Source organism: Pseudomonas sp. G5(2012) (genome assembly GCF_000408945.1).
Taxonomy (GTDB): Bacteria; Pseudomonadota; Gammaproteobacteria; order Pseudomonadales; family Pseudomonadaceae; genus Aquipseudomonas; species Aquipseudomonas umsongensis.
Window position 1 is genome coordinate 1 of the sequence record NZ_APIO01000017.1, and the last position, 20,843, is coordinate 20,843.

The following is a 20,843-nucleotide window of genomic DNA, read 5'->3' on the forward strand; positions in this document are numbered from 1 at the left end:
CGAGGCACCGAACGCCAGGGGCAAGAGCCCTTGGTTACTTGGGGCCGGGCGGCGTTCCGTTTTTCCAAGTGACTCGCTGTAAGAGCGAAACCCTAGGTGGCCGTTACCGCAGGAATGGATATGTACACCTGAAAGACAATTATCGTCTGCCAGGACGCCTTCGCCAGCAAGCCTGACTCCTACGCCCTCGGGCTGAACAAAATACCTGTGTAACGCCACAGAAACAGCACAAACGCCACACACCAAAGCAACGCCGACACCCCCAATCCCCACCCGGCGAACGGCACCAGCAACACCCGTGACAAAGCCGCCAACAGCACCAGGGCAAACCCCGCAACGATTGCTTTCGAGGGTAGCAGCGGCCGACCGGTATGCCCCAGGCTAACCCGCGCAATCATCGCCAGAATCAACCCGCCAATACCGCCCACCGCCAACGAATGCGTGGCCAGACTCTGTTGCGGCATCAGGCCGAGATGCCACAGCGCCATGGCAAACACCGCCACTACCAGCCAGGCATAAGACAGGTACAGCGACCACAATAGCGGCACACGCCACATACCCCGGTCATGCCAACGCCACAGGCGCAACAGATGCAGACTGCCCATCAATAAAAACAACGCCGCCAGCCAAAACCTGGGCACGTCATTCAAACCGATGGCAAACGTCACCGCCGCCAACAACCCGCTCACCAGCAGCACCTTGGTGGGTAATGGATTGGCTGCAGGCGTCGCCGGACGGTTCAAGCCGCGTTGAATGAAGAACGGAATTACCCGCCCGCCAATCACGCTCATCAGTGCGCCTACCAGCCATAAGGCCGCTAATACACCACGCCGCTGCAAACCTGTGTCATCAGTCCAGAGCCCCCACAGTGTCATGAGCTGACAACCGGCCAGCAAGGTGATCAGCAGCAGAATCGGATAGTTCTCACGCTTGCCAGCAGCCACCAGGTCTCGTCCCAGCACCCAGGCCAACAACGGCAAGAAAGACAGTTGCGAAAGCAGCACCCCTGCAGGAGAAATCGGCAGTAACCAGGCCAGTCGCCCCAGCAACCAGATCAGCACCAGCCCGATCAGTGGCCAACCGTTGAGCCCGGGGCGGCCGGTCCAGTTCGGCACCGCCGTCAGCAGAAAACCGGCAATGATCGCCACGGCGAACCCGAACGGCATCTCGTGCCGATGCCAGGCGAGCATGCCTCCTACCGGTTGCGCTTCGGGCAAACGCCCGTACAGCCACAGGGCCCAGATGGCCACCGCCACTGCGGCAAACGCGGCACCCGCGAGAAAAAACGGTCTAAAACCAAGGCTGAAGACGGGAGCTGCGGACAGTTTACGCATCAGGCCAGCGCCACGAACTGAGGTTTGCTCAACCGGTGTTGGGCCAGCAGGCGCATGACGTAGCCGATTTTCAGCAGGGTCGGTCCGACGATGGTCATGGCATGCAACGACACCAGTGCAACGATCGACAGATGGCCAGCATGGAGGTAAGCGCCGTAGATGCCGGCCAGTAACATCGCCAGGCCAACGCCCAACACACGGCTGGATAGGTGCAGGACATTCTGAGCATTGCTGAAGACATGGAACATTTCCGTACTCCTGTAGCAGTTCAGTTGTACGTTGGACTTATCAAGTCGCGTGCCACCCAATTAACCCATGAAAATCAGGGCCCTGAGAACGTACTGGTCACAACGACTCGCTAAAGGCGTAGTCAGCATGACTCAGGTCGCAGTCATATTGACAACATTCTGTAGAAAATCCTTACACACTCGGCGATCTACGGCACGACCAGGCCGCCCCAGGCTAGCTACGCTGATAATCCAGCCTGCAAAAACCTGCCAAGGAGACCCGCCATGCTACATGTGCAAAAACTCACCCCTTGCCTGTGGTTCGATGGTCAGGCCGAAGAGGCCGCCAAGTTCTACTGTGCGATCTTCGATCATTCGAAAATAACCGCCATCACTCACTACGGCGAGGCTGGAAAAGAGTTCCACGGCCGGGAAGTCGGTTCGGTCATGACGGTCAGCTTCGAACTCGACGGGCAAACCTTCACCGGTCTCAACGGTGGCCCGAACTTCACTTTCAACGAAGCGATCTCGTTCCAGGTCAACTGCCAGACCCAGGAAGAAGTCGACCACTTCTGGGGACGCCTGTCTGCCGGTGGGCCGGTCGAAGCACAGCAATGCGGCTGGCTCAAGGACAAATTCGGCGTGTCCTGGCAGATCGTGCCGGTCGCGATGATGGAAATGATCAAGGATCCCGACACGGTAAAATCCCAGCGCGCGATGCTGGCCATGATGCACATGAAAAAACTCGATATCGCCGAACTGAAACGAGCCTTTGAAGGCGAGAGCTAATACACTCAGGCGCTGATCTGCCAAGGATTGATCATGAAGCCCGCAAAGACCAGGGACACCGACAAGGCACCGCGCTTTTGGCGCGATGATGCCCTGCCCTTCATCGAAGCCCGCTCCATCGCCGACGGACGCGAGGTCTGTTACACCCGGCATGCCCACGAGCACTTTTCCATCGGTGCGATCACCGCCGGGCGCAGTACCTATGTCCATGAGCAATCGAACTTCGAGGTCTGCGCCGGGACCGTCGTGCTGATGAACCCCGGTGATGTCCATGCCTGCAATCCAATCGATGACCAGCCCTGGTCGTACCTGATGCTGTACGTCGACACCCCGTGGCTCACCGATTTACAGCATCAACTCGGGTTCGGCAACGATCTGGCGTTTCGCCGGTTCGCGGCCACCCACACCGCGGACCGTGCTTTGTTCGTTGGATTGCAGGCGTTGCATCAGGTGCTGGTCGATGCCCAGCAAGACGTGTTGGGTAAACACAGCGCGGCCGTGGAATTTTTCACCGAGGTGCAACTACGCCTGAACCCGGCCGAACAACCGCTGCACGAGCCCAATTTCAAGCTCGAACGCGCCGCCGACTTCATCCGCGAGCACTGCACGCAAATGCTCAAGCTCGAAGATATCTGCGAAGCGGCGCAGTTGTCGCCCTCCTACCTGATCCGCGCGTTCAAGCAGCATTACGGCATGACGCCCCACGCCTTCCTGGTCAACCGGCGTATCCAGTTTGCCCAGGATCAACTGCGCAATGGCAAGCTGATCGCCGACGTGGCGCTGGAAGCGGGGTTTGCCGACCAGGCGCATTTCCAGCGGGCGTTCAAGCAGCATCTGGCGGCGACACCGGGGCAGTATCGGGGGTGAACACGAGCAGTTGCACAGCGAGCCGCCTGCTCCGATCACCTGATGGCATATTGGTGAATACACTCGATATTCCCAGCCAATCCGCACCGTTTAATCGCGATCATACTTCAGCTGGCGCTCTTTAATCTCTTGATTAACTTCCTGACGCCCTCGATATGCCGCTGCACTTTGTCCAAATGCCTTGAATAGATTATCCGATTGCGCGACAGTTCTTTCATGATTGCGTAAATAGGCATCGTACTCTTTCGGAGATTGAAGCCCCATCACTTCTTGAGAAATCGGATCTCGACCACTCATTCCAGGAAGATACGCCTCTGGATGCCACTGCACACCCATTACTGGCGCGCCATGGCGGGTTTCGAATGCTTCGACTTTACCTTCCGAAGTTGCAGTTATAATCAATTCACTTGGGGTTGTCGGCAACTTTGATTGATTCTGCAGTTCGCGTAAACCTGGCGCTGGGGTTGGGGTTGGAGTCTCGAGTGCGCTGGCCAAGGTGCCATCCTCGTTCGCCTTCACGCTAGCCCAGTGGGTAGTGTTCACCCACCCCAATTTGTCATCTCGCATAGCAGAAGGCTGCCCGTTATATCCATGCTCGTCTTTTTTCGGCATCGTACCGCTTAGGTTTGTATGCGAAAGCGTTATGTCGACGTCGTGACCCACATTCATGGTATCAGCACCTGGGCTGTAGTGTTTTTTAAGCTCGCTGCCACCAAATGTCTCTGTGCAGCCCCCATATGCTTCGGCCAAACGCCACGCTCCGGCGCAGATAGCCAATACCGGTTTCCCATGCAACCGCGCCTCTGCAATACTTCGGTGCTCGAACTGCGCACGACTATCCAGTTCGTTGCGCTTCGATTTATGTTTGCTATTTTGGCTCGGTATGTTAATGGCTTCCCCCTGCTGACTATGCACTGCCGATGGGGCGCCCGGGATGAACAGCCCATGCACTTCACTTAGTCCGCTATTGTGTTCATGCGCTGGCTGTTGAAAAGCCTCCTGTCGGCGTTGAATGACCTCCTTACTTTTCTGCGCATCGTCTTTATTGTTTCGAGTAAAATTGATGTTGGAAAGGCTCTTGGGCAAGGTGATCGGTTCACCGATCATGGGATTCAACTGACTCATCGTACGGACCGGAGGTTTATCGTACAAAGCATGCCCAGCACCAAAGTTATCTGGCCGGTAAATGATACCGATATGGACGTCACCACTTGCAGATCCCTTTGAAAACTGCACTGAAGAATTTGAAGCTTTAATGACTTGTGCAGCGAGCCTGTCTATTGGCTGAGAATGTTGCGGGAGGCTCGCTGATGAACTTTCAATCCTATCGCCGGTGTTCGAAATACTTGCTGAGATTTGCCGCGGGGTAATTAACGTCATTCATTTTTCCTTTTATGATTGGACATTTCCCGAGGCATTGAGAAGTGGCTCCGGTCGTATGAACGACGACGGTCGACCGCGCCACAATCGCCACAAAAAATTCGACCGGCGCAGGATGCCAAACAGCCCTTGGCTGATGATTGCAAATTTCGCTCATCATGAGTCGTTGTCACGAAATACCGAAGCGGGGGCCCTCAGGGCCTGAAGCTTTCCTGAAGTCACGTTTCTGTGCACCACCTTGAAATGGGTCGGGCAGCTCTCACGGAGTAACCCTGCACACCACAAAATGGCGTGTCAGTGCATCTCTGGCAACACCAAGTACACCGCACTCACCGCCAACAACAACGCCATCAACCGATTGAACACGCGCATGCCCGTCGGGTTGTCCAGGTAGCCACGCAAGAACGTCCCGGCGTAGGCCCAGCATCCGACCGACACGTAGCAAATCACCAGGTACACCGCAGCAAACTGCCACACCAGGTGGGCCTCGCCATCGGCGACGAACGCGCCCATGCCGGCCACGCAGGCCAGCCAGGCTTTCGGGTTGAGCCATTGCATGACCGCGCCATAGAGCATCGATGGCGCGCGGCCACTGTCCTTGGCCTCCAGCTGGCCGTTGTCGGCGGCCAGTCTGAACGCCATGTACAGAAGGAACGCTACCCCGGCCCATTGCACCACTTGCGTCATTGCCGGCCACCATTGCAGTAGCTCATGCAAACCCAACCCCATCAGGACCAGCAACAGCACAAACCCCAGCGTCGCTCCGGCCACATGCCGCTGACTGGCGCGAAAACCGAAGCGCGCGCCCGAACCCAGCGCCACGATATTCACCGGCCCCGGCGTTATTGAAGCGGCCAATGCAAACGCCGCCATGGACATGATCAAACTCATCGCACACCTGCTCAGTCAATTGAACCAGGCGTCAAGATAGAGAGCCTGATGGTGCGCGTATTGAACAAAACTGCCCAAGGATGTGCCCGTCATGAGTAATAGCCGACCACCCTCTTCACCGTCACCAATGCCTGGCTTAGCGCGTCCATGTCCACCGAGCCCAGCGCCAGGCGTAGCGCATGCGGAACATGCTGGGTAATCGCAAAGGGTTCGGCGGGCGACACCGACACCTGCTCGCGCATCAGCGCCATGGCGATCTGATCGGCCCTGGCGTCTTCGGCCAAGGGCAACCAGATAAAGTACGAGGACGGATGGCTGATGATCCGCAGCCCCCTCAGCACCTCAAGAGCCAAGGCTTGGCGGGCCTGTGCGTCCGCGCGTTTTTGCGCCTCGAGCCGGCTGACAGTGCCGTCCTCTAGCCAGGCCGCGGCAATGGCGGTCATCACCCCGGGGGTGTTCCAGGTGGTCGCCATGATAGTGCGCTCAAACCCGGCAACCCATTGCGCCGGCGCGGCGACAATACCAACGCGCAAGCCGGTGGCGACATTCTTGGATAAGCCACTGACATACACGGTTCTTTCCGGTGCCATTTCCGCCAGCGGTGGCGGTGCGTTTTCGGCCAGGAAAGCGTAGGCCGCATCCTCAATGATCGTCAGGTCATACCGGCGTGCAATAGCCACCAGATGCTGGCGCTGATCAGCGTCCATTACCCAACCCAGCGGATTGTGCAGGGTCGGCATCGAATACACCGCTCGCACCGATCGAGTGCGGCAAAGTTTATCCAGGGCCGGCAGATCAGGTCCGTTGTCCGTTACGGGAATGGGCAGGACTTCGAGATGCAGTGTTTCCGCCAGCGTCTTGAAGCCCGGATAGGTCAAGGCATCCGCAACAATCACATCGCCAGGCTTGAGCAGGCTCATCAGTACCACTGCCAGGCCGTGCTGGGCGCCACTGACGATGAGCACCTGTTCGGCTGGCACGTTCAGGCCACGCTCGCCCAGATGTCGGGCGAACGCAGCCCGCTCATGCAGACGCCCGGCGTGAGGCTGGTAACGCAGGAGGGACTCCAGGTCACCGGACAACGCGAGCTGACGCAGGGCGTTGCGCAACAGGTCAGCCTGACCCGGCAAAGACGGATAGTTGAAGTTGAGGTCGATCATCCCCGCCGCGACCACCGATTGCGAAATGCCCTGGCCCGGCGGCAGTGAAGTCTCCCGGACAAAAGTCCCACGTCCGGTTTCACCACTGACCAGGCCCATGCTCTCAAGCTCGGCATACACCCGGCTCGCGGTGACCAACGCCAAACCGTGCTCAGTGGCCAATTGCCGGTGGGTCGGCAAGCGTGTACCCGGAGGCAAACGCCCCGAGCGGATGTCAGCGGCAAAGGCGTCAACCAGCGTTTTGTAGCGGGATCGAGGCATGTGCAAATGTATCCATGACAATTTTTTGATTGTATCGATAGTCAGCCATAGGATGGTTTCGTGCAATCAAACAATGAGCGTGAGTCACATGGAACGGACTTCTAACCTGCAAAACCCGACGCTGCAAAAAAATGCCAGCGGCTGGATCAACGGCCTGATTGGCGTGGTGATCTTCAGCGGCTCGCTGCCCGCGACGCGGGTGGCGGTACTCGAATTCGATCCGCTGTTCCTCACGGTAGCCCGCGCTACCCTCGCCGCAATTCTGGCGCTGTGCCTGCTGTTGCTGTTCAGGGAAAAATGCCCCGGCCGACATCAGCTTGTGCCCCTGACCATCGTGGCATTGGGCGTGGTGGTGGGGTTTCCGCTACTGACTGCGCTGGCGCTGCAGTACATCACATCCGCTCACTCCATCGTGTTTGTCGGCCTGCTGCCGCTGGCAACTGCGGTGTTCGGCGTCTTGCGCGCAGGCGAACGCCCCCGGCCAGTGTTCTGGGTCTTCTCGGTGCTGGGCAGCCTGCTGGTGGTCGGGTTCGCCGTAGCCCAGGGCCTGACGGCCTCACCCCTAGGCGACATCCTGATGTTGTTGGCGATCCTGGCTTGCGGCCTGGGTTATGCCGAAGGTGCAAAGCTATCGCGCACACTCGGCGGCTGGCAGGTGATTTCCTGGGCGTTGGTGCTTGCGTTGCCAGCCATGGCTGCATTGACCTTGTGGCGGTTGCCCGGCTCGTTCGCCAGCATCAGTGCACCGGCCTGGTTCAGCCTGGGGTACGTGTCGCTGTTCAGCATGCTGATAGGCTTCGTGTTCTGGTATCGCGGTCTGGCGCAAGGGGGCATCGCCGTCGTCGGGCAACTGCAATTGCTGCAACCCTTTTTCGGCCTGGCACTGGCCGCCACCTTGCTGCATGAACACGTCAGCCTGTCCATGCTGGGCGTGACCGTGGCGGTGATCCTGTGTGTGGCAGGCGCGAAAAAATTCGCGCGCTAGCCACTGGTACGCTGCCTGTGTCCCTGACTGTACGGGTCAAGTCCCTGGGCAGCTGTGATAAAAATACGGCTTCTGCTGCTGGAGCCGAACATGGACCTCACCACCCTTACCCTCTTCCTTCCAGCCTGCTTTGCCCTGAACATGGCGCCAGGCCCGAACAACCTGCTGTCGGTCAGCAATTCGACCCGCTACGGCTATCGCACCGCTTGCCTGGCGGGCATGGGTCGCCTGCTCGCTTTCGCCGGCATGATCGCCCTCGCCTCGGCCGGTCTGGCGGTGGTGCTGCAAACCTCGGAATTGCTGTTCTACGCAATCAAGATTCTCGGTGCCGCGTACCTGTTTTATCTCGCCTGGCAATTGTGGCGTGCCCACCCCGACGCAGAAACCGCGGTGAGCGCCCCGCCGGTGGGGATGCTGGCGTTGGCTCGGCAAGAGTTCCTGGTGGCGGCCGGCAACCCGAAGGCAATCCTGATCTTCACCGCGTTCCTGCCGCAATTCGTCGACTCGACCCATGCCATCGCACCGCAATTTGCGCTGTTGGGCGCGTTGTTCCTGATGCTGGAATGGATCGCTATCGGCACCTACGCTTACATGGGCCTGCACATGCGCCGCTGGTTTGCCAAACCTTCGGGCAAGCGGATGTTCAATCGCTGCTGCGCAGGGTTATTGTCGGCGGCGGCTTCAGTGTTGCTAATGGCGCGTCGGGCCTGACCAAACTACCGCTCATGGGGACACATGCCGATGGATCAATCAACGCCGGACGCACAGTCCATCTGCAGCCCCATTACCCGCAGCGCGATTTTTATCGTGGCAACCCTGGTTCCCGGCAGTGACGCCGCCAGCAAAGTGCGGGGCTGGTGCGCAGACATCGCAGCCCTCACACGCTCGGTAGGCAAACGCGTTCCCTCCGGTAACCTGTCGTGCATCTGTGGCTTTGGCTCTGCGGCGTGGGACACCTTGTTTGGCCATCCGCGTCCCGCCTCGCTGCACAACTTCCGTGAATTCGGACCCGAGGAACGACGCGCCATCTCCACCCCTGGCGATCTGTTGCTGCACATTCGGGCTGAGCAGATGGACCTCTGCTTTGAACTGGCGACGCAATTGCTCTCAGCGCTGGGCAATGCGGTGTCGGTGGTCGATGAAGTTCAGGGCTTCCGCTATTTCGACATGCGCAGCATCATCGGCTTTGTCGATGGCACCGAAAATCCCGTCGGTCGCAAGGCTGGCAGCTTCACGATGGTGGGCGATGAAGACCCCTCTTTCAGCGCAGGCAGCTATGTGCTGGTGCAGAAGTACCTGCACAAGATGGATGCCTGGAACGCGTTATCCGTCGAGGCGCAGGAGCGGATTATCGGGCGGACGAAGTTATCCGATATCGAACTCGACGATTCGGTCAAGCCGAGCAATTCGCACAGTGCCTTGACGACCATTACCAAGGACGGCGAAGAAGTAAAGATCCTGCGCGACAACATGCCCTTTGGCCGGCCAGGCGCTGGCGAATTCGGCACCTACTTCATCGGCTATGCGCGCTCGCCCGAACCTCTGGAGCAGATGCTCGAGAACATGTTTGTCGGCAAGCCCGCCGGTAATTACGACCGTTTGCTGGATTTCAGCACGGCAGTGACCGGTGGCCTGTTTTTCGCTCCCTCGGCTGATCTACTGGAAGACCTGGCGGATCGCGCGCCCTTGGGCACCTGCCGGTGAACGCGGGCAATTCCCTGTCGATTTTCCGGTGGAGGGGTTCTGCCCCGCCGCTTAAGCTCAACCCATGAACCTACAAAACACGCTACTGCCGCCCCACGCCGAGATGGTCCGCGCCATGCTCGAACGAGACACCGCCTACGAGGGGGTGTTTTTTACCGCGGTCAAGACGACCGGTATTTTCTGCCGTCCTGGCTGCACCGCGCGCAGCCCGAAACCTGAAAATGTCGAGTTCTTCGCCCACGCCGATGAATGCCTGGCGGCGGGCTACCGCGCTTGCCTGCGCTGCAAACCCATGGACGCCGCGGCGATTGCGCCACACTGGGTCCAGCAGTTGCTCAAGTCAGTAAACGCCGATCCCGAGCAGCGCTGGACCGATGCCCAGTTAATCGCCGAAGGCATCGAGCCGCTGAAACTGCGTCGCTGGTTCAAGCAGCATTTGGGCATGACCTTTCATGCCTGGCTACGCACCCGACGCCTTGGCATGGCCTTGGGCGGGATCAAGCAGGGCCACTCCATCGACAGTGCCGCGTACGACTCCGGTTACGAATCCCTCAGCGGTTTTCGCGATGCATTCCAGAAGTCGTTCCACATCACGCCGGGCCGCGCCGCCAACAGTGAGCCGCTGCTGTTCACGCGCCTGACCACTCCGCTAGGGCCGATGATCGCCATGGCCGAACGTCGCGGACTGGTGTTACTGGAGTTCCTCGACCAGCCCAGCCTGAGCCGGGAAGTGCAAGCGCTGCAAAACCGCTTTGGTTACGTCGTGGCGCCAGGGCATAACGGGCATTTGCAGCAAATCGAAGACCAACTGAGTGAATATTTCGCCGGAAACCGGACTGAATTCAGCGTTGCCCTGCACATGCCCGGTAGCGAATTTTCCCGCCAGGTATGGGCCGAACTGGCACACATCCCCTATGGCCAGACCACCACCTACGGAGCGATCGCATCCACCTTGGGCAAACCCGGCGCCAGTCGGGCCGTGGGGCTGGCCAACGGTCATAACCGCCTCTCGATTGTCGTACCCTGCCATCGGGTGATCGGCGCCGACGGCTCGCTGACCGGCTACGCTGGAGGACAGCCGCGCAAGGCATTCCTGCTGAGGCTGGAAAAGGCGGCGGTGCAGATTACCGAGCAACTGGCCTTTTGATCACAGGCGGCGTTCGTCAGCCGCTCCAAGGATGCTCTATGCCTGTCCCCTACCAACTGGCCACCCAATGGCTGGCGGACCTTGATGACGACTGGCGTCGCCACATCGACGCCATCGGCCCGTGCCTGCATCAACCTCACACAGCCCGCGATCCCTATGAGTCACTGGTGCGGGCGATCGCCTACCAGCAACTGCACGCCAAGGCCGGGGATGCGATTATCGGCCGGTTGCTGGCGCTGTACCCATCGGTGGCGTTTCCACAGCCTGGGCAGATTGTCGCGACTGATTTTGAGCGACTGCGCAGTTGCGGCTTTTCCGCCAGCAAGATCGCAACCATTCAAGGCATCGCCCAGGCTGCACTGGACGGCGTGGTGCCGGATTACGCCACGGCGCTGGCCATGGACGATGAAGCACTGATCGAACGCCTGGTGACCCTGCGCGGCGTGGGGCGCTGGACGGTCGAGATGCTATTGATCTACAGCCTGGAGCGGCCGGACATCTTGCCGGCCGATGACTTTGGCGTACGCGAGGGTTATCGACGGCTCAAGGGGCTCCAGGTGCAACCGACGCGCAAGCAGATGATCGAGATCGGGTTGGCCTGGAGCCCGTATCGGACGGTGGCAGCGTGGTATTTGTGGCGGGTGCCCAGCCGTTAAACGGACTGTGGCGAGGGGATTCATCCCCGCTGGGCTGCGAAGCGGCCCCAAAAAATGGGACTGCTGCGCAGCCCAGCTCGCCACAGGTTTGCTTGGAGCTTGACTGCCCAAGCCCATCACAACCCCGATTTCAACCGACTGAACGCCCGAATCAAAGCGCGGTTGAACGCCTTGCCATTGTCATTCTTGCTGTACAACGACGCTCGCACCGCCTGCGGCGGATAAGTCCCCGGATCATTGCGAATCGCCGGATCGATCAAGCTATCCGCCGCCGTGATGGCATTGGCATAGTGGATGGTGTCGGTAATCGGCGCGATCACTTCAGGTGTCATCAGGTAGTCCATCAATGCCAGTCCCGCCTCGGGATGCGGCGCGTCCTTGGGAATGACCATGGCATCGAACCAGATCAGCGTGCCCTCTTTCGGTATCCGATACTTCAATGAAAACGGCTTTCCTGCCGCTTTTGCCTGGCCCGCCGCAATGGCCACGTTCCCGTTCCACGACATCGCCACGCAGGTATTGCCGTTGGCCAGGTCGCTGATGTTCAGGTCGTTGTCGAAGTAGCGAATGTAGGGGCGAATCTTCGCCAGCTGCTGTTCAGCCAGTTTCAGGTCATCGAGGTTCTGGCGGTTGATGTCCAGGCCCAGGTACTTCATGACCGCCGCGAACACTTCGTTCGGATCGTTGAGCAGGCTGACCCCGCAATCGGCGAATTTCGAAACCACCGTCGGGTCGAACAGCATTGCCCAGCTGTCCGTCGGTGCATCGGGCAGGCGCTGCTTGACCGCCTCCTCCTGATAACCCACGCCAGTGGTGCCCCAGGCGTAGATCCCGGCGTAACGGTTACCCGGATCGAACACGGCCATGTGCTGACGGAACTCTTCGCCGACGCCGGCAAAGTGCGGTATCTGCTGTTTATCCACGGTCTGGATCGCACCACTCTGGATGGCTCGCGACAGATGCTGCCCCGCCGTCAGCACCAGGTCGTAACCGCTACGACCAGTGAGCAATTTGGTCTCGACGGTTTCCAGGGAATCGAAGTGATCGACGACCACATGGATACCGGTTTTCTTCTCGAAGTTGGTCAAGGTGTCCGGGGCCAGGTACTCGCCCCAGATGTACAGGTTCACCACCGGTTTGGCGGTGTCGGCGGCCTGCACACACAGGGGTGCAAGCACCAGCAGTAACGCTTGGGTCAGTTTGTGCAGGCCCATGATCAAACTCCCTGTTCGTTGCAGGCAGTACCGGCGTACTGCGGCATGGTGATGCACGCGACATTGCCGCCACCGAGGAGAATTTCCCGGGAGTTTTCGATGCCGACGATCTTGTGCCGCGGGAACAGTTCGGCCAGGGTCGCCAACGCCATCTGATCATTACGGTCGCCAAACAGCGGCACCACGATCGAGGTGTTACCGGCGTAGTAATTGATATAGGACGCGCAGATTTTCGTGCCAGCCTGGCGAGCATGCGTGCTGTCCTGTTGATCCAGGCCCTCGGCCTCCTCGGCGGTCCACTCCAGCACATCCGGTTGTGGCAGCTTGTGCACGATCAGCTCGCGACCACGGCTGTCGCGGGTGCTGCGCAGGATGTCGTAGGCCTCCTGGTAGATTTCCCACTGCGGGTCGTCGCGATTGTCGGTCCATTGCAACACCACTTCACCAGGGCGCACGAAGCACGCCAGATCGTCGACGTGGCCGTCGGTTTCGTCAAACTTGCAACCCCGTGGCAACCAGATGACTTGCTCGGCGCCAAGGTAATCGGTCAAGCGGCGAGTGACTTCGTCCTTGCCCAGATGCTGATTGCGGTTCCGGTTGAGCAAGCATTGTTCGGTGGTGAGGAGGCTACCCTGGCCGTCGCTCTGGATGCCGCCCAGCTCTGCAATCAACGGTGCCCGATAGCGGTTGAAGCGTTCGATTTCGAGGATTTTGCTGGCGATCTGATCGTCCTTGTCCCACGGGTAGTACAAGCCGCCGTCGAGGCCGCCGTAGGCGTTGAACTCGAAATCCACGCCGCGCACTTCACCGCTCTGGTCGTTGACCACGAAGCACGGACCGCTGTCGCGGAACCAGGTGTCGTTGCAGGTCATTTCCACTACGCGTACTTGCGGCGGCAACTGGCGGCGAGCGGTGGCGAATTGCGCGGCCGAAGCGCAGACGGTAACCGGCTCGCTCTGGGAGATCGCGGTGACGATCTGCACCCAGACTTTCTGCGCAGGCTTGGCGCCATTGCGCCAGACGTCGGTGCGTTCAGGCCAACCGAGCCAGCAGCCGGACTTGGTTTCGAATTCACCGGGCAACCGGAAACCGTCAAGTTTGGGCGTGGAGTCGAGCAAACGTGCCATGGGCAAACCTCATCAGCGGGGATTGGAATGACCACAGGCTAAGGTCGCGAGCGCCCTCCTCGCCAACGATGATTATTTCGGAACACTTGAATTCAACTCATCAATCGATCAGTTGATCGTTGAACCATTCGAGCATCTGCGTCACGGCAGGCCGCTCCAGGCGAACCCGCTCGCACACCAGCGCGTATTGCCCCAATGCCGTTATGCTTGAGGTGAATGGCCGGACCAGGCGACCGCTGAGCAAATCATCCTGGGCCGTCAGGTTATCGCCCATGGCGACGCCCTGCCCCTGGGCCGCGGCTTCCAGGGCCAACCCGGCATGGGCGAAATACAGTTGCCGTTCGGGGCGCTGGTCGCCGGCATGGCTGGTGAGCCAGGCGGTCCAGGTCTTGCCATCCTGATCGTCATGCAGCAAGCAATGGCGGGCCAGGTCCCTGGGGGTTTTCAGGGTGCCCTGGTTGAATAGGCCAGGACTGCACACCGGAAAAAACTGCAGCGCCGGCAATGGCCGGACGAAATACGCACTGCTGTCCACCGGGCCCGTGCCGTAGGTGATCGCCAGGTCGATGTCTTCTCCCGGCGCCGTGGCATCGATCGGCTGCTCGTAAAGGTGCAAGGTGATGTGCGGATAACGCGCATAGAAATCCGAAAGGCGACTCATCAGCCACTTCTGCGCCAGCTCGGCAGTGACCGCCAGGCGCAACACCGCCAGGGACGAAGGGTCGCGAAGCTCATCGCAGGCATCACCGATCAATTCAAAAGCCTGCTGCAAGCTTTGCATCAGGCGCCCGGCGGCGACGGTCGGACGAATCTGCCGGCCTTCGCGCACGAACAGCGACACGCCAAGCTGTTCTTCCAACTGGCGGATCTGATGACTGACGGCGCTGTCAGTCACGCACAACTCCGCCGCCGCCCGGCCAAAATGAGCGTGACGGGCGGCGCATTCGAAGGTTCTGAGGGCTGCGAGGGAGGGTAATCGGCGCATCGGGTCGAGTCCGGGTTTCGAGGCGCCCATGCTGACCCGGTGGAAGGTAGGCGTCCAGTGGGACCGCGTTATCGTTCTTCGCGAGCAGGCTCGCTCCCACAAAGGTTTTGTGGGCTTTGCGGATCATTGTGGGAGCGAGCCTGCTCGCGAAGGCGTCGGCAATCGCGCCGCATATCTTCTAGGCTGAACCGAGTCACTTCGGCCACTGGAGATTCCCATGCAACTCGAAGGCTCATGCCATTGCGGCGCGGTGTCGTTCAGCCTGACCAGCGCCCACCCCTACCCCTATCAACGCTGCTACTGCTCGATCTGCCGCAAGACCCAGGGCGGTGGCGGTTATGCGATCAATATTGCCGGTGACGCCCATAGCCTCAAGGTGCGCGGGCGCAAGAACATCGCGATCTACCATGCGCTGCTCAAGGGCGAAGGCGAGCAGCGCGCCCACCGCAGCAGTGCCGAGCGGCATTTCTGCTCGCTGTGCGGCTCGGGCTTGTGGCTATTCAGCCCTGAATGGCCGGAATTGATCCACCCATTCGCCTCGGCGATCGACACGCCGCTGCCCGTGGCGCCGCAGCACACACATTTGTTGCTGGACTCCAAGGCCTCCTGGGTGGAGGTCGAGGTGAAACCCGGCGATAAACAGTTCGAGGGTTATCCCGAAGAATCGATCGCCGAGTGGCATGAGCGCCTGGGCTTGAGCCGTTAAGCCCGCGACTGGTTGATCTTTACGCCGCCACTGGCACACCACTGTGGAAGCGAAACTCCACATCCGGCGATTCGATCAGTTCCTGCTCGGCGGCCCGTACCTTCTCTATCACCTGGGCGATGTCCTTGGCGTCCCCGTACTGGTACGCCAGTTTCAGGTAGCCCTGGAAGTGCCGGGCCTCGCTTTTGAGCAGGCCGAAGTAGAACTTGCCCAGCTCCTCGTCCAGGTGTGGTACCAACGCCTCGAAACGCTCGCAGCTGCGGGCCTCGATGAAAGCACCGACCACCAGCGTATCCACCAGCTTCACCGGTTCGTGACTGCGTACCACCTTGCGCAGTGCCGAGGCGTAGCGCCCGGCGGACAGTTGGCGCAACCCGATCTTGCGTTTTTTCATCAGGCGCATGACCTGCTCGTGGTGCACCAGTTCTTCCCGGGCCAGACGCGACATCATGTTGATCAGGTCGACGTGGGAATGGTACTTGGCAATCAGGCTAAGCGCCGTGCTGGCCGCCTTGAACTCGCAATTCTTGTGGTCGATCAGCAAGGTGTCCTGATCGGCCAAAGCGGCCTGAACCCAGCCATCCGGGGTGCGGCAGCCGAGGAACTCGTGAATTTCGGGAAGGATCATGGGGCTCACGGAAAAAGGGTAGAAAAGGTATAAAACGAAGGGCGCCGATTATACCGGCCTGCCCGAAGACCACCAGTCACACCGTTGATATGCATCAAGTCACCGATTGCCGCACAGCAACTATAGTTGTGCAACGCCATGCTTTTTCATTTTCAGGAGATCCCGATCATGCAAGCCATTCGCAGCATCCTGGTGGTCATCGACCCCGAGCATTCGGAAAGCCTGGCACTCAAACGAGCCAAACTGATCGCCGGTGTAACCCAGGCGCACCTGCATTTGCTGGTGTGTGACCGCAAGCACGATCACAGCGCCATGCTGGGCGTGCTCAAGGCTGCCCTGCTGCAAGACGGGTACAGCGTCACGACCGAGCAGGCCTGGAATGAAAGCCTGCACGAAACCATCGTCGACGTGCAGCAGGCCGAAGGCTGCGGGCTGGTCATCAAACAGCATTTCCCTGACAGCTCGCTGAAAAAGGCCCTGCTGACCCCAGTGGACTGGAAACTGCTGCGCCACTGCCCTACCCCGGTGCTGCTGGTGAAAACCGCCGGTTCGTGGAAGGACAAGGTGATCCTGGCGGCCGTCGACGTTGGCAATATGGAAAGTGAACACCGTCATCTGCACAACACCATCATCGATTACGGCTACGACATCGCCAGCCTGGCCAAGGCGCATCTGCATGTGGTCAGTGCTCATCCGTCGCCCATGCTGTCGGCAGCTGACCCAACGTTGCAGCTAAGCGAGACCATCGAGGCGCGCTATCGCGAACAATGCAAGGCGTTCCAGGCCGAGTTCGACATCGACAACGAACACCTGCACATTGCCGAAGGCCCGGCGGATGTGTTGATTCCGTTCATGGTGCACAAGCTGCAGGCGGCCGTGACAGTGATCGGCACCGTGGCGCGCAGTGGTTTATCGGGGACGTTGATCGGCAATACGGCGGAAGTGGTGCTCGATGCGGTAGAGAGCGATGTGCTGGTGCTCAAGCCCCAGGAGGTTGAGGATCATCTGGAGGAGCTGGCGGTCAAGCATTGAGATTCGTAGTGCCTGCCAGGCCGTCTTCGCGAGCAAGCCCGCTCCCAAACTCAACCGCAAATCAACTGAAGGAACGCGGTTGAATGTGGGAGCGGGCTTGCTCGCGAAGCTTTCAGGGTCTAGCCGCCAAACGCGTCCTTGAGGAACCCCGGCGCGATGTACCGCTGGTAATGCGCCTCGGACAGCAGGAAAAATTCCCGATCGATGGCGTCGCGCAGTTCCGGCAGGTTCCAGTCGCGAAACTCCGGCAACAACACCATCCCATAGGCTTGCAGGTTGTTGATGACCCGCGCGCCCCGGGCGATCAACTGGTAGGCCCAGCAATACTGGGACTGATGCGGCACAAAGCGGATCTTGCGCTGTTCCAGCTGCGCTCGCAGCAAAGCCGGATCGAAAATCTCCACCTTGGCGGCCATCACCTGGGACAACAACTGCTCGAGACGCAGCCATACTGCGCGCTTTTCTTCCTCGTTGTAGCCGTTCCAGTGAATCACTTCGTGGTGGAAACGCTTGCAGCCACGGCACACCAAATCACCGTAAACAGTGGAGCAAAGGCCGACGCAGGGGGTCTTGATGGTCTGATTGGGCATAGGTAGGCAAAACGCGAAAAAGCAAAACAGGACGGCATGTTAGCCCTTTGTCTAACATTGATCACCCCTCAAAGTTTCAGGTGCCAACTTACCTTTAATTTTTTTTTGCCGTAGAATCAGCCTGCCTTTTTAGGCGCCAATGTCCGTTAGAAGCTGTTTTCAAAGCGTCACGAGCACAGTCGTTCCTTCAGAGCGGTGTTGGCGAGGGGTTTTTCCAGCGGGGAAAAGCCCAACGCCAACCCTCATCAGCTCCCGTTCTGCAGGCGTAAAACTTTGAAAGCAGCTTCTGTAAGGAATTGTCGGTAATTCTGGCTAAGTGGCTCACAACGCCACGCAGCGCATGAGTACGGCAATTTCGGGATGAGCGTCCCGGACACCCATTTGGGACCACTGATGAGGGTAATAACTGTGCTTGAAGCCTACCGCAAACATATCGAAGAGCGTGCAGCACTGGGTATCGTTCCCCAGCCGCTTAACGCCGAACAAACTGCAGGCCTGGTCGAGCTGCTGAAGAACCCCCCGGCTGGCGAAGAAGCATTTCTCGTTGACCTGATCACCAATCGCGTTCCGCCTGGAGTGGACGAAGCAGCCTATGTCAAGGCCGGCTTCCTGTCCGCCATCGCCAAAGGCGAAGCCAAATCCCCCCTGATCGACAAGAAGCGCGCTGTTGAACTGCTCGGCACCATGCAGGGTGGCTACAACATCGTGACCCTGGTCAACCTGCTGGACGACGCCGAGCTGGCACCAGTAGCGGCCGAAGAACTCAAGCACACCCTGCTGATGTTCGATGCCTTCCACGACGTCGCTGAAAAAGCCAAGAACGGTAACGTACACGCCAAAGGCGTGCTGCAGTCCTGGGCTGACGGCGAGTGGTTCGTGAAACGCCCTGTGCTGGCCGACAAGATCAGCCTGCGTGTGTTCAAGGTAACTGGCGAGACCAACACCGACGACCTGTCTCCTGCACCTGATGCCTGGTCCCGCCCGGACATCCCGCTGCACGCCCTGGCCATGCTGAAAATGGCTCGCGACGGCATCGTGCCTGACGCACAAGGCGTCACCGGCCCGATGAAGCAGATCGAAGAAATGCGCAACGCCGGCTTCCCGATCGCCTACGTTGGCGACGTGGTCGGTACCGGTTCTTCGCGTAAATCGGCCACCAACTCGGTACTGTGGTTCTTCGGCGACGACGTTCCCTATGTGCCGAACAAGCGTGCCGGCGGTTTCTGCTTCGGCAGCAAGATCGCTCCGATCTTCTACAACACCATGGAAGATGCTGGCGCACTGCCAATCGAATTCGACGTATCCAACATGCACATGGGCGACGTGATCGACCTGTACCCGCATGCTGGCAAAGTCTGCAAGCACGGCACCGACGAAGTCCTGACCACCTTCGAAATGAAGACCCCGGTCCTGTTGGACGAAGTGCGCGCCGGCGGCCGTATCCCGCTGATCATCGGCCGTGGCCTGACCGAGAAAGCTCGTACCGAGCTGGGGCTGCCACCTTCGACCCTGTTCAAGAAGCCTGAAGCTCCAGCTGAAAGCACCAAGGGTTTCACCCTGGCGCAGAAAATGGTCGGCAGGGCTTGCGGCGTGACCGGCGTTCGCCCGGGCACCTACTGCGAACCGAAGATGACCACCGTGGGTTCCCAGGACACCACCGGTCCAATGACCCGTGACGAACTGAAAGACCTGGCGTGCCTGGGCTTCTCGACCGACCTGGTGATGCAGTCCTTCTGCCACACCGCGGCTTACCCCAAGCCGATCGACGTGACCACGCACCACACCCTGCCTGACTTCATCATGACCCGCGGCGGCGTTTCCCTGCGTCCGGGCGACGGCATCATCCACTCGTGGCTGAACCGCATGCTGCTGCCAGACACCGTCGGCACCGGTGGTGACTCGCACACCCGTTTCCCGATCGGCATCTCGTTCCCGGCCGGTTCCGGCCTGGTAGCATTCGCCGCGGCCACCGGCGTCATGCCGCTGGACATGCCTGAGTCGATCCTGGTTCGCTTCAAAGGCGAACTGCAGCCAGGCGTCACCCTGCGTGACCTGGTTCACGCCATTCCTTACTACGCGATCCAGAAAGGCCTGCTGACCGTAGAGAAGAAAGGCAAGAAGAACGCCTTCTCCGGCCGCATCCTGGAGATCGAAGGCCTGCCTAAGCTGACCGTAGAGCAAGCGTTCGAACTGTCTGACGCCTCGGCCGAACGTTCGGCTGCCGGTTGCACCATCCAGCTGTCCAAAGAGTCGATTGCCGAATACCTGCAGTCCAACATCACCCTGCTGCGCTGGATGATCGGCGAAGGCTACGGCGATGCACGCACTCTGGAACGTCGCGCTCAAGCGATGGAAGCCTGGCTGGCCAACCCTGAGCTGCTGCAAGCGGACAAAGACGCGGAATACGCCGAGATCATCGAGATCGACCTGGCCGACATCAAGGAGCCTGTGCTCTGCGCGCCGAACGACCCGGACGACGCTCGCCTGCTCTCCAGCGTTGCTGGCGAGAAGATCGACGAAGTGTTCATCGGTTCGTGCATGACCAACATCGGTCACTTCCGCGCTGCCGGCAAGTTGCTGGAACAGGTCAAGGGTCAGCTGCCAACCCGTCTGTGGCTGTCGCCGCCGACCAAGATGGACGCTCACCAACTGACCGAAGAAGGCTACTACGGCATCTACGGCAAGGCTGGCGCGCGCATGGAAATGCCAGGCTGCTCGCTGTGCATGGGTAACCAGGCACGTGTAGAGCCGAACTCGACTGTAGTGTCGACTTCGACCCGTAACTTCCCGAACCGTCTGGGTGACGGCGCGAACGTCTACCTGGCTTCGGCTGAACTGGCGTCCGTGGCTTCCATCCTGGGTCGCCTGCCGACCGTCGAGGAGTACATGGAATACGCTGGCAAGATCGACAGCATGGCGGCCGATGTCTACCGCTACCTGTCCTTCGACCAGATTGCCGAGTTCCGTGAAGCTGCTGCGAACGCCAACATCCCGGTCGTTCAAGCCTAACGTTTCAACGCAATGAAAAACGCCGCCCATCGTGAGATGAGCGGCGTTTTTTTATGCCTGTACCGATCGTTCCCACGCTCCGCGTGGGAATGCCTCAAGGGACGCTCCGCGTTCCAGCTCTGGAAAGGAACGCGGAGCGTCCCGGGCTGCA

20 protein-coding genes are annotated in these 20,843 nt (G+C 59.7%); 10 read left to right on the forward strand and 10 right to left on the reverse strand.

Annotated elements, in window-relative coordinates; all coding sequences use genetic code 11:
• Positions 1–179: 179 nt before the first annotated feature.
• Both PG5_RS06500 and PG5_RS06505 read right to left on the reverse strand, forming a co-directional pair.
• On the reverse strand, positions 180–1,334 hold the full coding sequence (locus tag PG5_RS06500; RefSeq protein WP_020796302.1) for an NnrS family protein: 1,155 nt from the start codon (positions 1,332–1,334) through the stop codon (positions 180–182).
• A complete protein-coding gene (locus PG5_RS06505) occupies positions 1,334–1,582 on the reverse strand; it encodes a hypothetical protein (protein WP_020796303.1) in 249 nt (82 codons plus the stop codon). Before PG5_RS06505 ends, PG5_RS06500 begins: the two co-directional genes overlap by 1 nt.
• Positions 1,583–1,846: 264 nt before the next feature.
• Between PG5_RS06505 and PG5_RS06510 the strand changes: the two genes are divergently transcribed.
• Both PG5_RS06510 and PG5_RS06515 read left to right on the forward strand, forming a co-directional pair.
• Positions 1,847–2,350: a VOC family protein gene (locus PG5_RS06510; RefSeq protein WP_020796304.1), complete on the forward strand. Its 504-nt coding sequence runs from the start codon at positions 1,847–1,849 to the stop codon at positions 2,348–2,350.
• 33 nt (positions 2,351–2,383) lie between these two features.
• Positions 2,384–3,217, forward strand: a complete 834-nt coding sequence (locus PG5_RS06515) for an AraC family transcriptional regulator (protein ID WP_020796305.1) — start codon at positions 2,384–2,386, stop codon at positions 3,215–3,217.
• Between the two features lie 90 nt (positions 3,218–3,307).
• Here PG5_RS06515 and PG5_RS06520 read toward each other — a convergent pair whose 3' ends face one another.
• From PG5_RS06520 to PG5_RS06530, 3 genes are all read right to left on the reverse strand, one after another.
• A complete protein-coding gene (locus tag PG5_RS06520; RefSeq protein ID WP_020796306.1) occupies positions 3,308–4,597 on the reverse strand; it encodes a gamma-glutamyl-gamma-aminobutyrate hydrolase family protein in 1,290 nt (429 codons plus the stop codon).
• A 294-nt stretch (positions 4,598–4,891) separates the two neighbouring features.
• Positions 4,892–5,488 carry a LysE family translocator gene (locus PG5_RS06525; RefSeq protein ID WP_020796307.1) on the reverse strand — a complete coding sequence of 199 codons (597 nt, stop codon included), beginning with the start codon at positions 5,486–5,488 and terminating at the stop codon, positions 4,892–4,894.
• Between the two features lie 89 nt (positions 5,489–5,577).
• Positions 5,578–6,909: a PLP-dependent aminotransferase family protein gene (locus tag PG5_RS06530; protein ID WP_020796308.1), complete on the reverse strand. Its 1,332-nt coding sequence runs from the start codon at positions 6,907–6,909 to the stop codon at positions 5,578–5,580.
• An 88-nt stretch (positions 6,910–6,997) separates the two neighbouring features.
• Here PG5_RS06530 and PG5_RS06535 point away from each other — a divergent pair, with 88 nt between their 5' ends.
• The 5 genes from PG5_RS06535 to PG5_RS06555 all read left to right on the forward strand — a co-directional run bounded on the left by PG5_RS06535 (position 6,998) and on the right by PG5_RS06555 (position 11,401).
• Positions 6,998–7,894 carry a DMT family transporter gene (locus PG5_RS06535; protein WP_020796309.1) on the forward strand — a complete coding sequence of 299 codons (897 nt, stop codon included), beginning with the start codon at positions 6,998–7,000 and terminating at the stop codon, positions 7,892–7,894.
• Positions 7,895–7,984: 90 nt separating this feature from the next.
• Positions 7,985–8,605, forward strand: a complete 621-nt coding sequence (locus PG5_RS06540; protein WP_020796310.1) for a LysE family translocator — start codon at positions 7,985–7,987, stop codon at positions 8,603–8,605.
• 30 nt (positions 8,606–8,635) lie between these two features.
• A complete protein-coding gene (locus PG5_RS06545) occupies positions 8,636–9,598 on the forward strand; it encodes a Dyp-type peroxidase (RefSeq protein ID WP_020796311.1) in 963 nt (320 codons plus the stop codon).
• A 64-nt stretch (positions 9,599–9,662) separates the two neighbouring features.
• On the forward strand, positions 9,663–10,745 hold the full coding sequence (locus PG5_RS06550; protein WP_020796312.1) for a bifunctional transcriptional activator/DNA repair enzyme AdaA: 1,083 nt from the start codon (positions 9,663–9,665) through the stop codon (positions 10,743–10,745).
• Positions 10,746–10,783: 38 nt separating this feature from the next.
• Positions 10,784–11,401 (forward strand): DNA-3-methyladenine glycosylase, encoded by a 618-nt coding sequence (locus PG5_RS06555; protein WP_020796313.1) that lies wholly within the window; start codon positions 10,784–10,786, stop codon positions 11,399–11,401.
• A gap of 116 nt (positions 11,402–11,517) precedes the next feature.
• On the opposite strand, the gene PG5_RS06560 is transcribed toward PG5_RS06555, so the two are convergent.
• From PG5_RS06560 to PG5_RS06570, 3 genes are all read right to left on the reverse strand, one after another.
• Positions 11,518–12,615 carry an extracellular solute-binding protein gene (locus tag PG5_RS06560; protein WP_020796314.1) on the reverse strand — a complete coding sequence of 366 codons (1,098 nt, stop codon included), beginning with the start codon at positions 12,613–12,615 and terminating at the stop codon, positions 11,518–11,520.
• Positions 12,616–12,617: 2 nt separating this feature from the next.
• Positions 12,618–13,742: an agmatine deiminase gene (gene aguA / locus PG5_RS06565; protein ID WP_020796315.1), complete on the reverse strand. Its 1,125-nt coding sequence runs from the start codon at positions 13,740–13,742 to the stop codon at positions 12,618–12,620.
• Positions 13,743–13,842: 100 nt separating this feature from the next.
• The gene (locus PG5_RS06570; protein ID WP_042955253.1) at positions 13,843–14,727 is read right to left on the reverse strand and encodes a LysR substrate-binding domain-containing protein; all 885 of its coding nucleotides are present in this window, start codon (positions 14,725–14,727) and stop codon (positions 13,843–13,845) included.
• 217 nt (positions 14,728–14,944) lie between these two features.
• On the opposite strand from PG5_RS06570, the gene PG5_RS06575 reads away from it, so the two are divergent.
• Positions 14,945–15,433: a GFA family protein gene (locus PG5_RS06575; protein WP_020796317.1), complete on the forward strand. Its 489-nt coding sequence runs from the start codon at positions 14,945–14,947 to the stop codon at positions 15,431–15,433.
• Between the two features lie 19 nt (positions 15,434–15,452).
• Here the strand turns inward: PG5_RS06575 and PG5_RS06580 are convergent, their stop codons facing one another.
• Positions 15,453–16,061 (reverse strand): tRNA-(ms[2]io[6]A)-hydroxylase, encoded by a 609-nt coding sequence (locus tag PG5_RS06580; RefSeq protein ID WP_020796318.1) that lies wholly within the window; start codon positions 16,059–16,061, stop codon positions 15,453–15,455.
• Between the two features lie 168 nt (positions 16,062–16,229).
• Here PG5_RS06580 and PG5_RS06585 point away from each other — a divergent pair, with 168 nt between their 5' ends.
• Positions 16,230–17,093 carry a universal stress protein gene (locus tag PG5_RS06585; RefSeq protein WP_020796319.1) on the forward strand — a complete coding sequence of 288 codons (864 nt, stop codon included), beginning with the start codon at positions 16,230–16,232 and terminating at the stop codon, positions 17,091–17,093.
• Between the two features lie 119 nt (positions 17,094–17,212).
• On the opposite strand, the gene PG5_RS06590 is transcribed toward PG5_RS06585, so the two are convergent.
• Positions 17,213–17,683: a DUF1289 domain-containing protein gene (locus tag PG5_RS06590; protein WP_042955254.1), complete on the reverse strand. Its 471-nt coding sequence runs from the start codon at positions 17,681–17,683 to the stop codon at positions 17,213–17,215.
• A 408-nt stretch (positions 17,684–18,091) separates the two neighbouring features.
• Here PG5_RS06590 and acnB point away from each other — a divergent pair, with 408 nt between their 5' ends.
• The gene (gene acnB, locus PG5_RS06595; RefSeq protein WP_020796321.1) at positions 18,092–20,692 is read left to right on the forward strand and encodes a bifunctional aconitate hydratase 2/2-methylisocitrate dehydratase; all 2,601 of its coding nucleotides are present in this window, start codon (positions 18,092–18,094) and stop codon (positions 20,690–20,692) included.
• Positions 20,693–20,843: the final 151 nt, after the last annotated feature.

Coding starts and splice junctions, on each gene's coding strand:
- PG5_RS06540 (WP_020796310.1), top strand. CDS start 7,985: ATGGACCTCACCACCCTTACCCTCTTCCTTCCAGCCTGCTTTGCCCTG.
- PG5_RS06530 (WP_020796308.1), bottom strand. CDS start 6,909: ATGCCTCGATCCCGCTACAAAACGCTGGTTGACGCCTTTGCCGCTGAC.
- PG5_RS06570 (WP_042955253.1), bottom strand. CDS start 14,727: ATGCGCCGATTACCCTCCCTCGCAGCCCTCAGAACCTTCGAATGCGCC.
- PG5_RS06525 (WP_020796307.1), bottom strand. CDS start 5,488: ATGAGTTTGATCATGTCCATGGCGGCGTTTGCATTGGCCGCTTCAATA.
- PG5_RS06515 (WP_020796305.1), top strand. CDS start 2,384: ATGAAGCCCGCAAAGACCAGGGACACCGACAAGGCACCGCGCTTTTGG.
- PG5_RS06520 (WP_020796306.1), bottom strand. CDS start 4,597: ATGACGTTAATTACCCCGCGGCAAATCTCAGCAAGTATTTCGAACACC.
- PG5_RS06500 (WP_020796302.1), bottom strand. CDS start 1,334: ATGCGTAAACTGTCCGCAGCTCCCGTCTTCAGCCTTGGTTTTAGACCG.
- PG5_RS06535 (WP_020796309.1), top strand. CDS start 6,998: ATGGAACGGACTTCTAACCTGCAAAACCCGACGCTGCAAAAAAATGCC.
- PG5_RS06590 (WP_042955254.1), bottom strand. CDS start 17,683: ATGCCCAATCAGACCATCAAGACCCCCTGCGTCGGCCTTTGCTCCACT.
- PG5_RS06580 (WP_020796318.1), bottom strand. CDS start 16,061: ATGATCCTTCCCGAAATTCACGAGTTCCTCGGCTGCCGCACCCCGGAT.
- PG5_RS06510 (WP_020796304.1), top strand. CDS start 1,847: ATGCTACATGTGCAAAAACTCACCCCTTGCCTGTGGTTCGATGGTCAG.
- aguA (WP_020796315.1), bottom strand. CDS start 13,742: ATGGCACGTTTGCTCGACTCCACGCCCAAACTTGACGGTTTCCGGTTG.
- PG5_RS06585 (WP_020796319.1), top strand. CDS start 16,230: ATGCAAGCCATTCGCAGCATCCTGGTGGTCATCGACCCCGAGCATTCG.
- PG5_RS06560 (WP_020796314.1), bottom strand. CDS start 12,615: ATGGGCCTGCACAAACTGACCCAAGCGTTACTGCTGGTGCTTGCACCC.
- PG5_RS06505 (WP_020796303.1), bottom strand. CDS start 1,582: ATGTTCCATGTCTTCAGCAATGCTCAGAATGTCCTGCACCTATCCAGC.
- PG5_RS06550 (WP_020796312.1), top strand. CDS start 9,663: ATGAACCTACAAAACACGCTACTGCCGCCCCACGCCGAGATGGTCCGC.
- PG5_RS06545 (WP_020796311.1), top strand. CDS start 8,636: ATGGATCAATCAACGCCGGACGCACAGTCCATCTGCAGCCCCATTACC.
- PG5_RS06575 (WP_020796317.1), top strand. CDS start 14,945: ATGCAACTCGAAGGCTCATGCCATTGCGGCGCGGTGTCGTTCAGCCTG.
- PG5_RS06555 (WP_020796313.1), top strand. CDS start 10,784: ATGCCTGTCCCCTACCAACTGGCCACCCAATGGCTGGCGGACCTTGAT.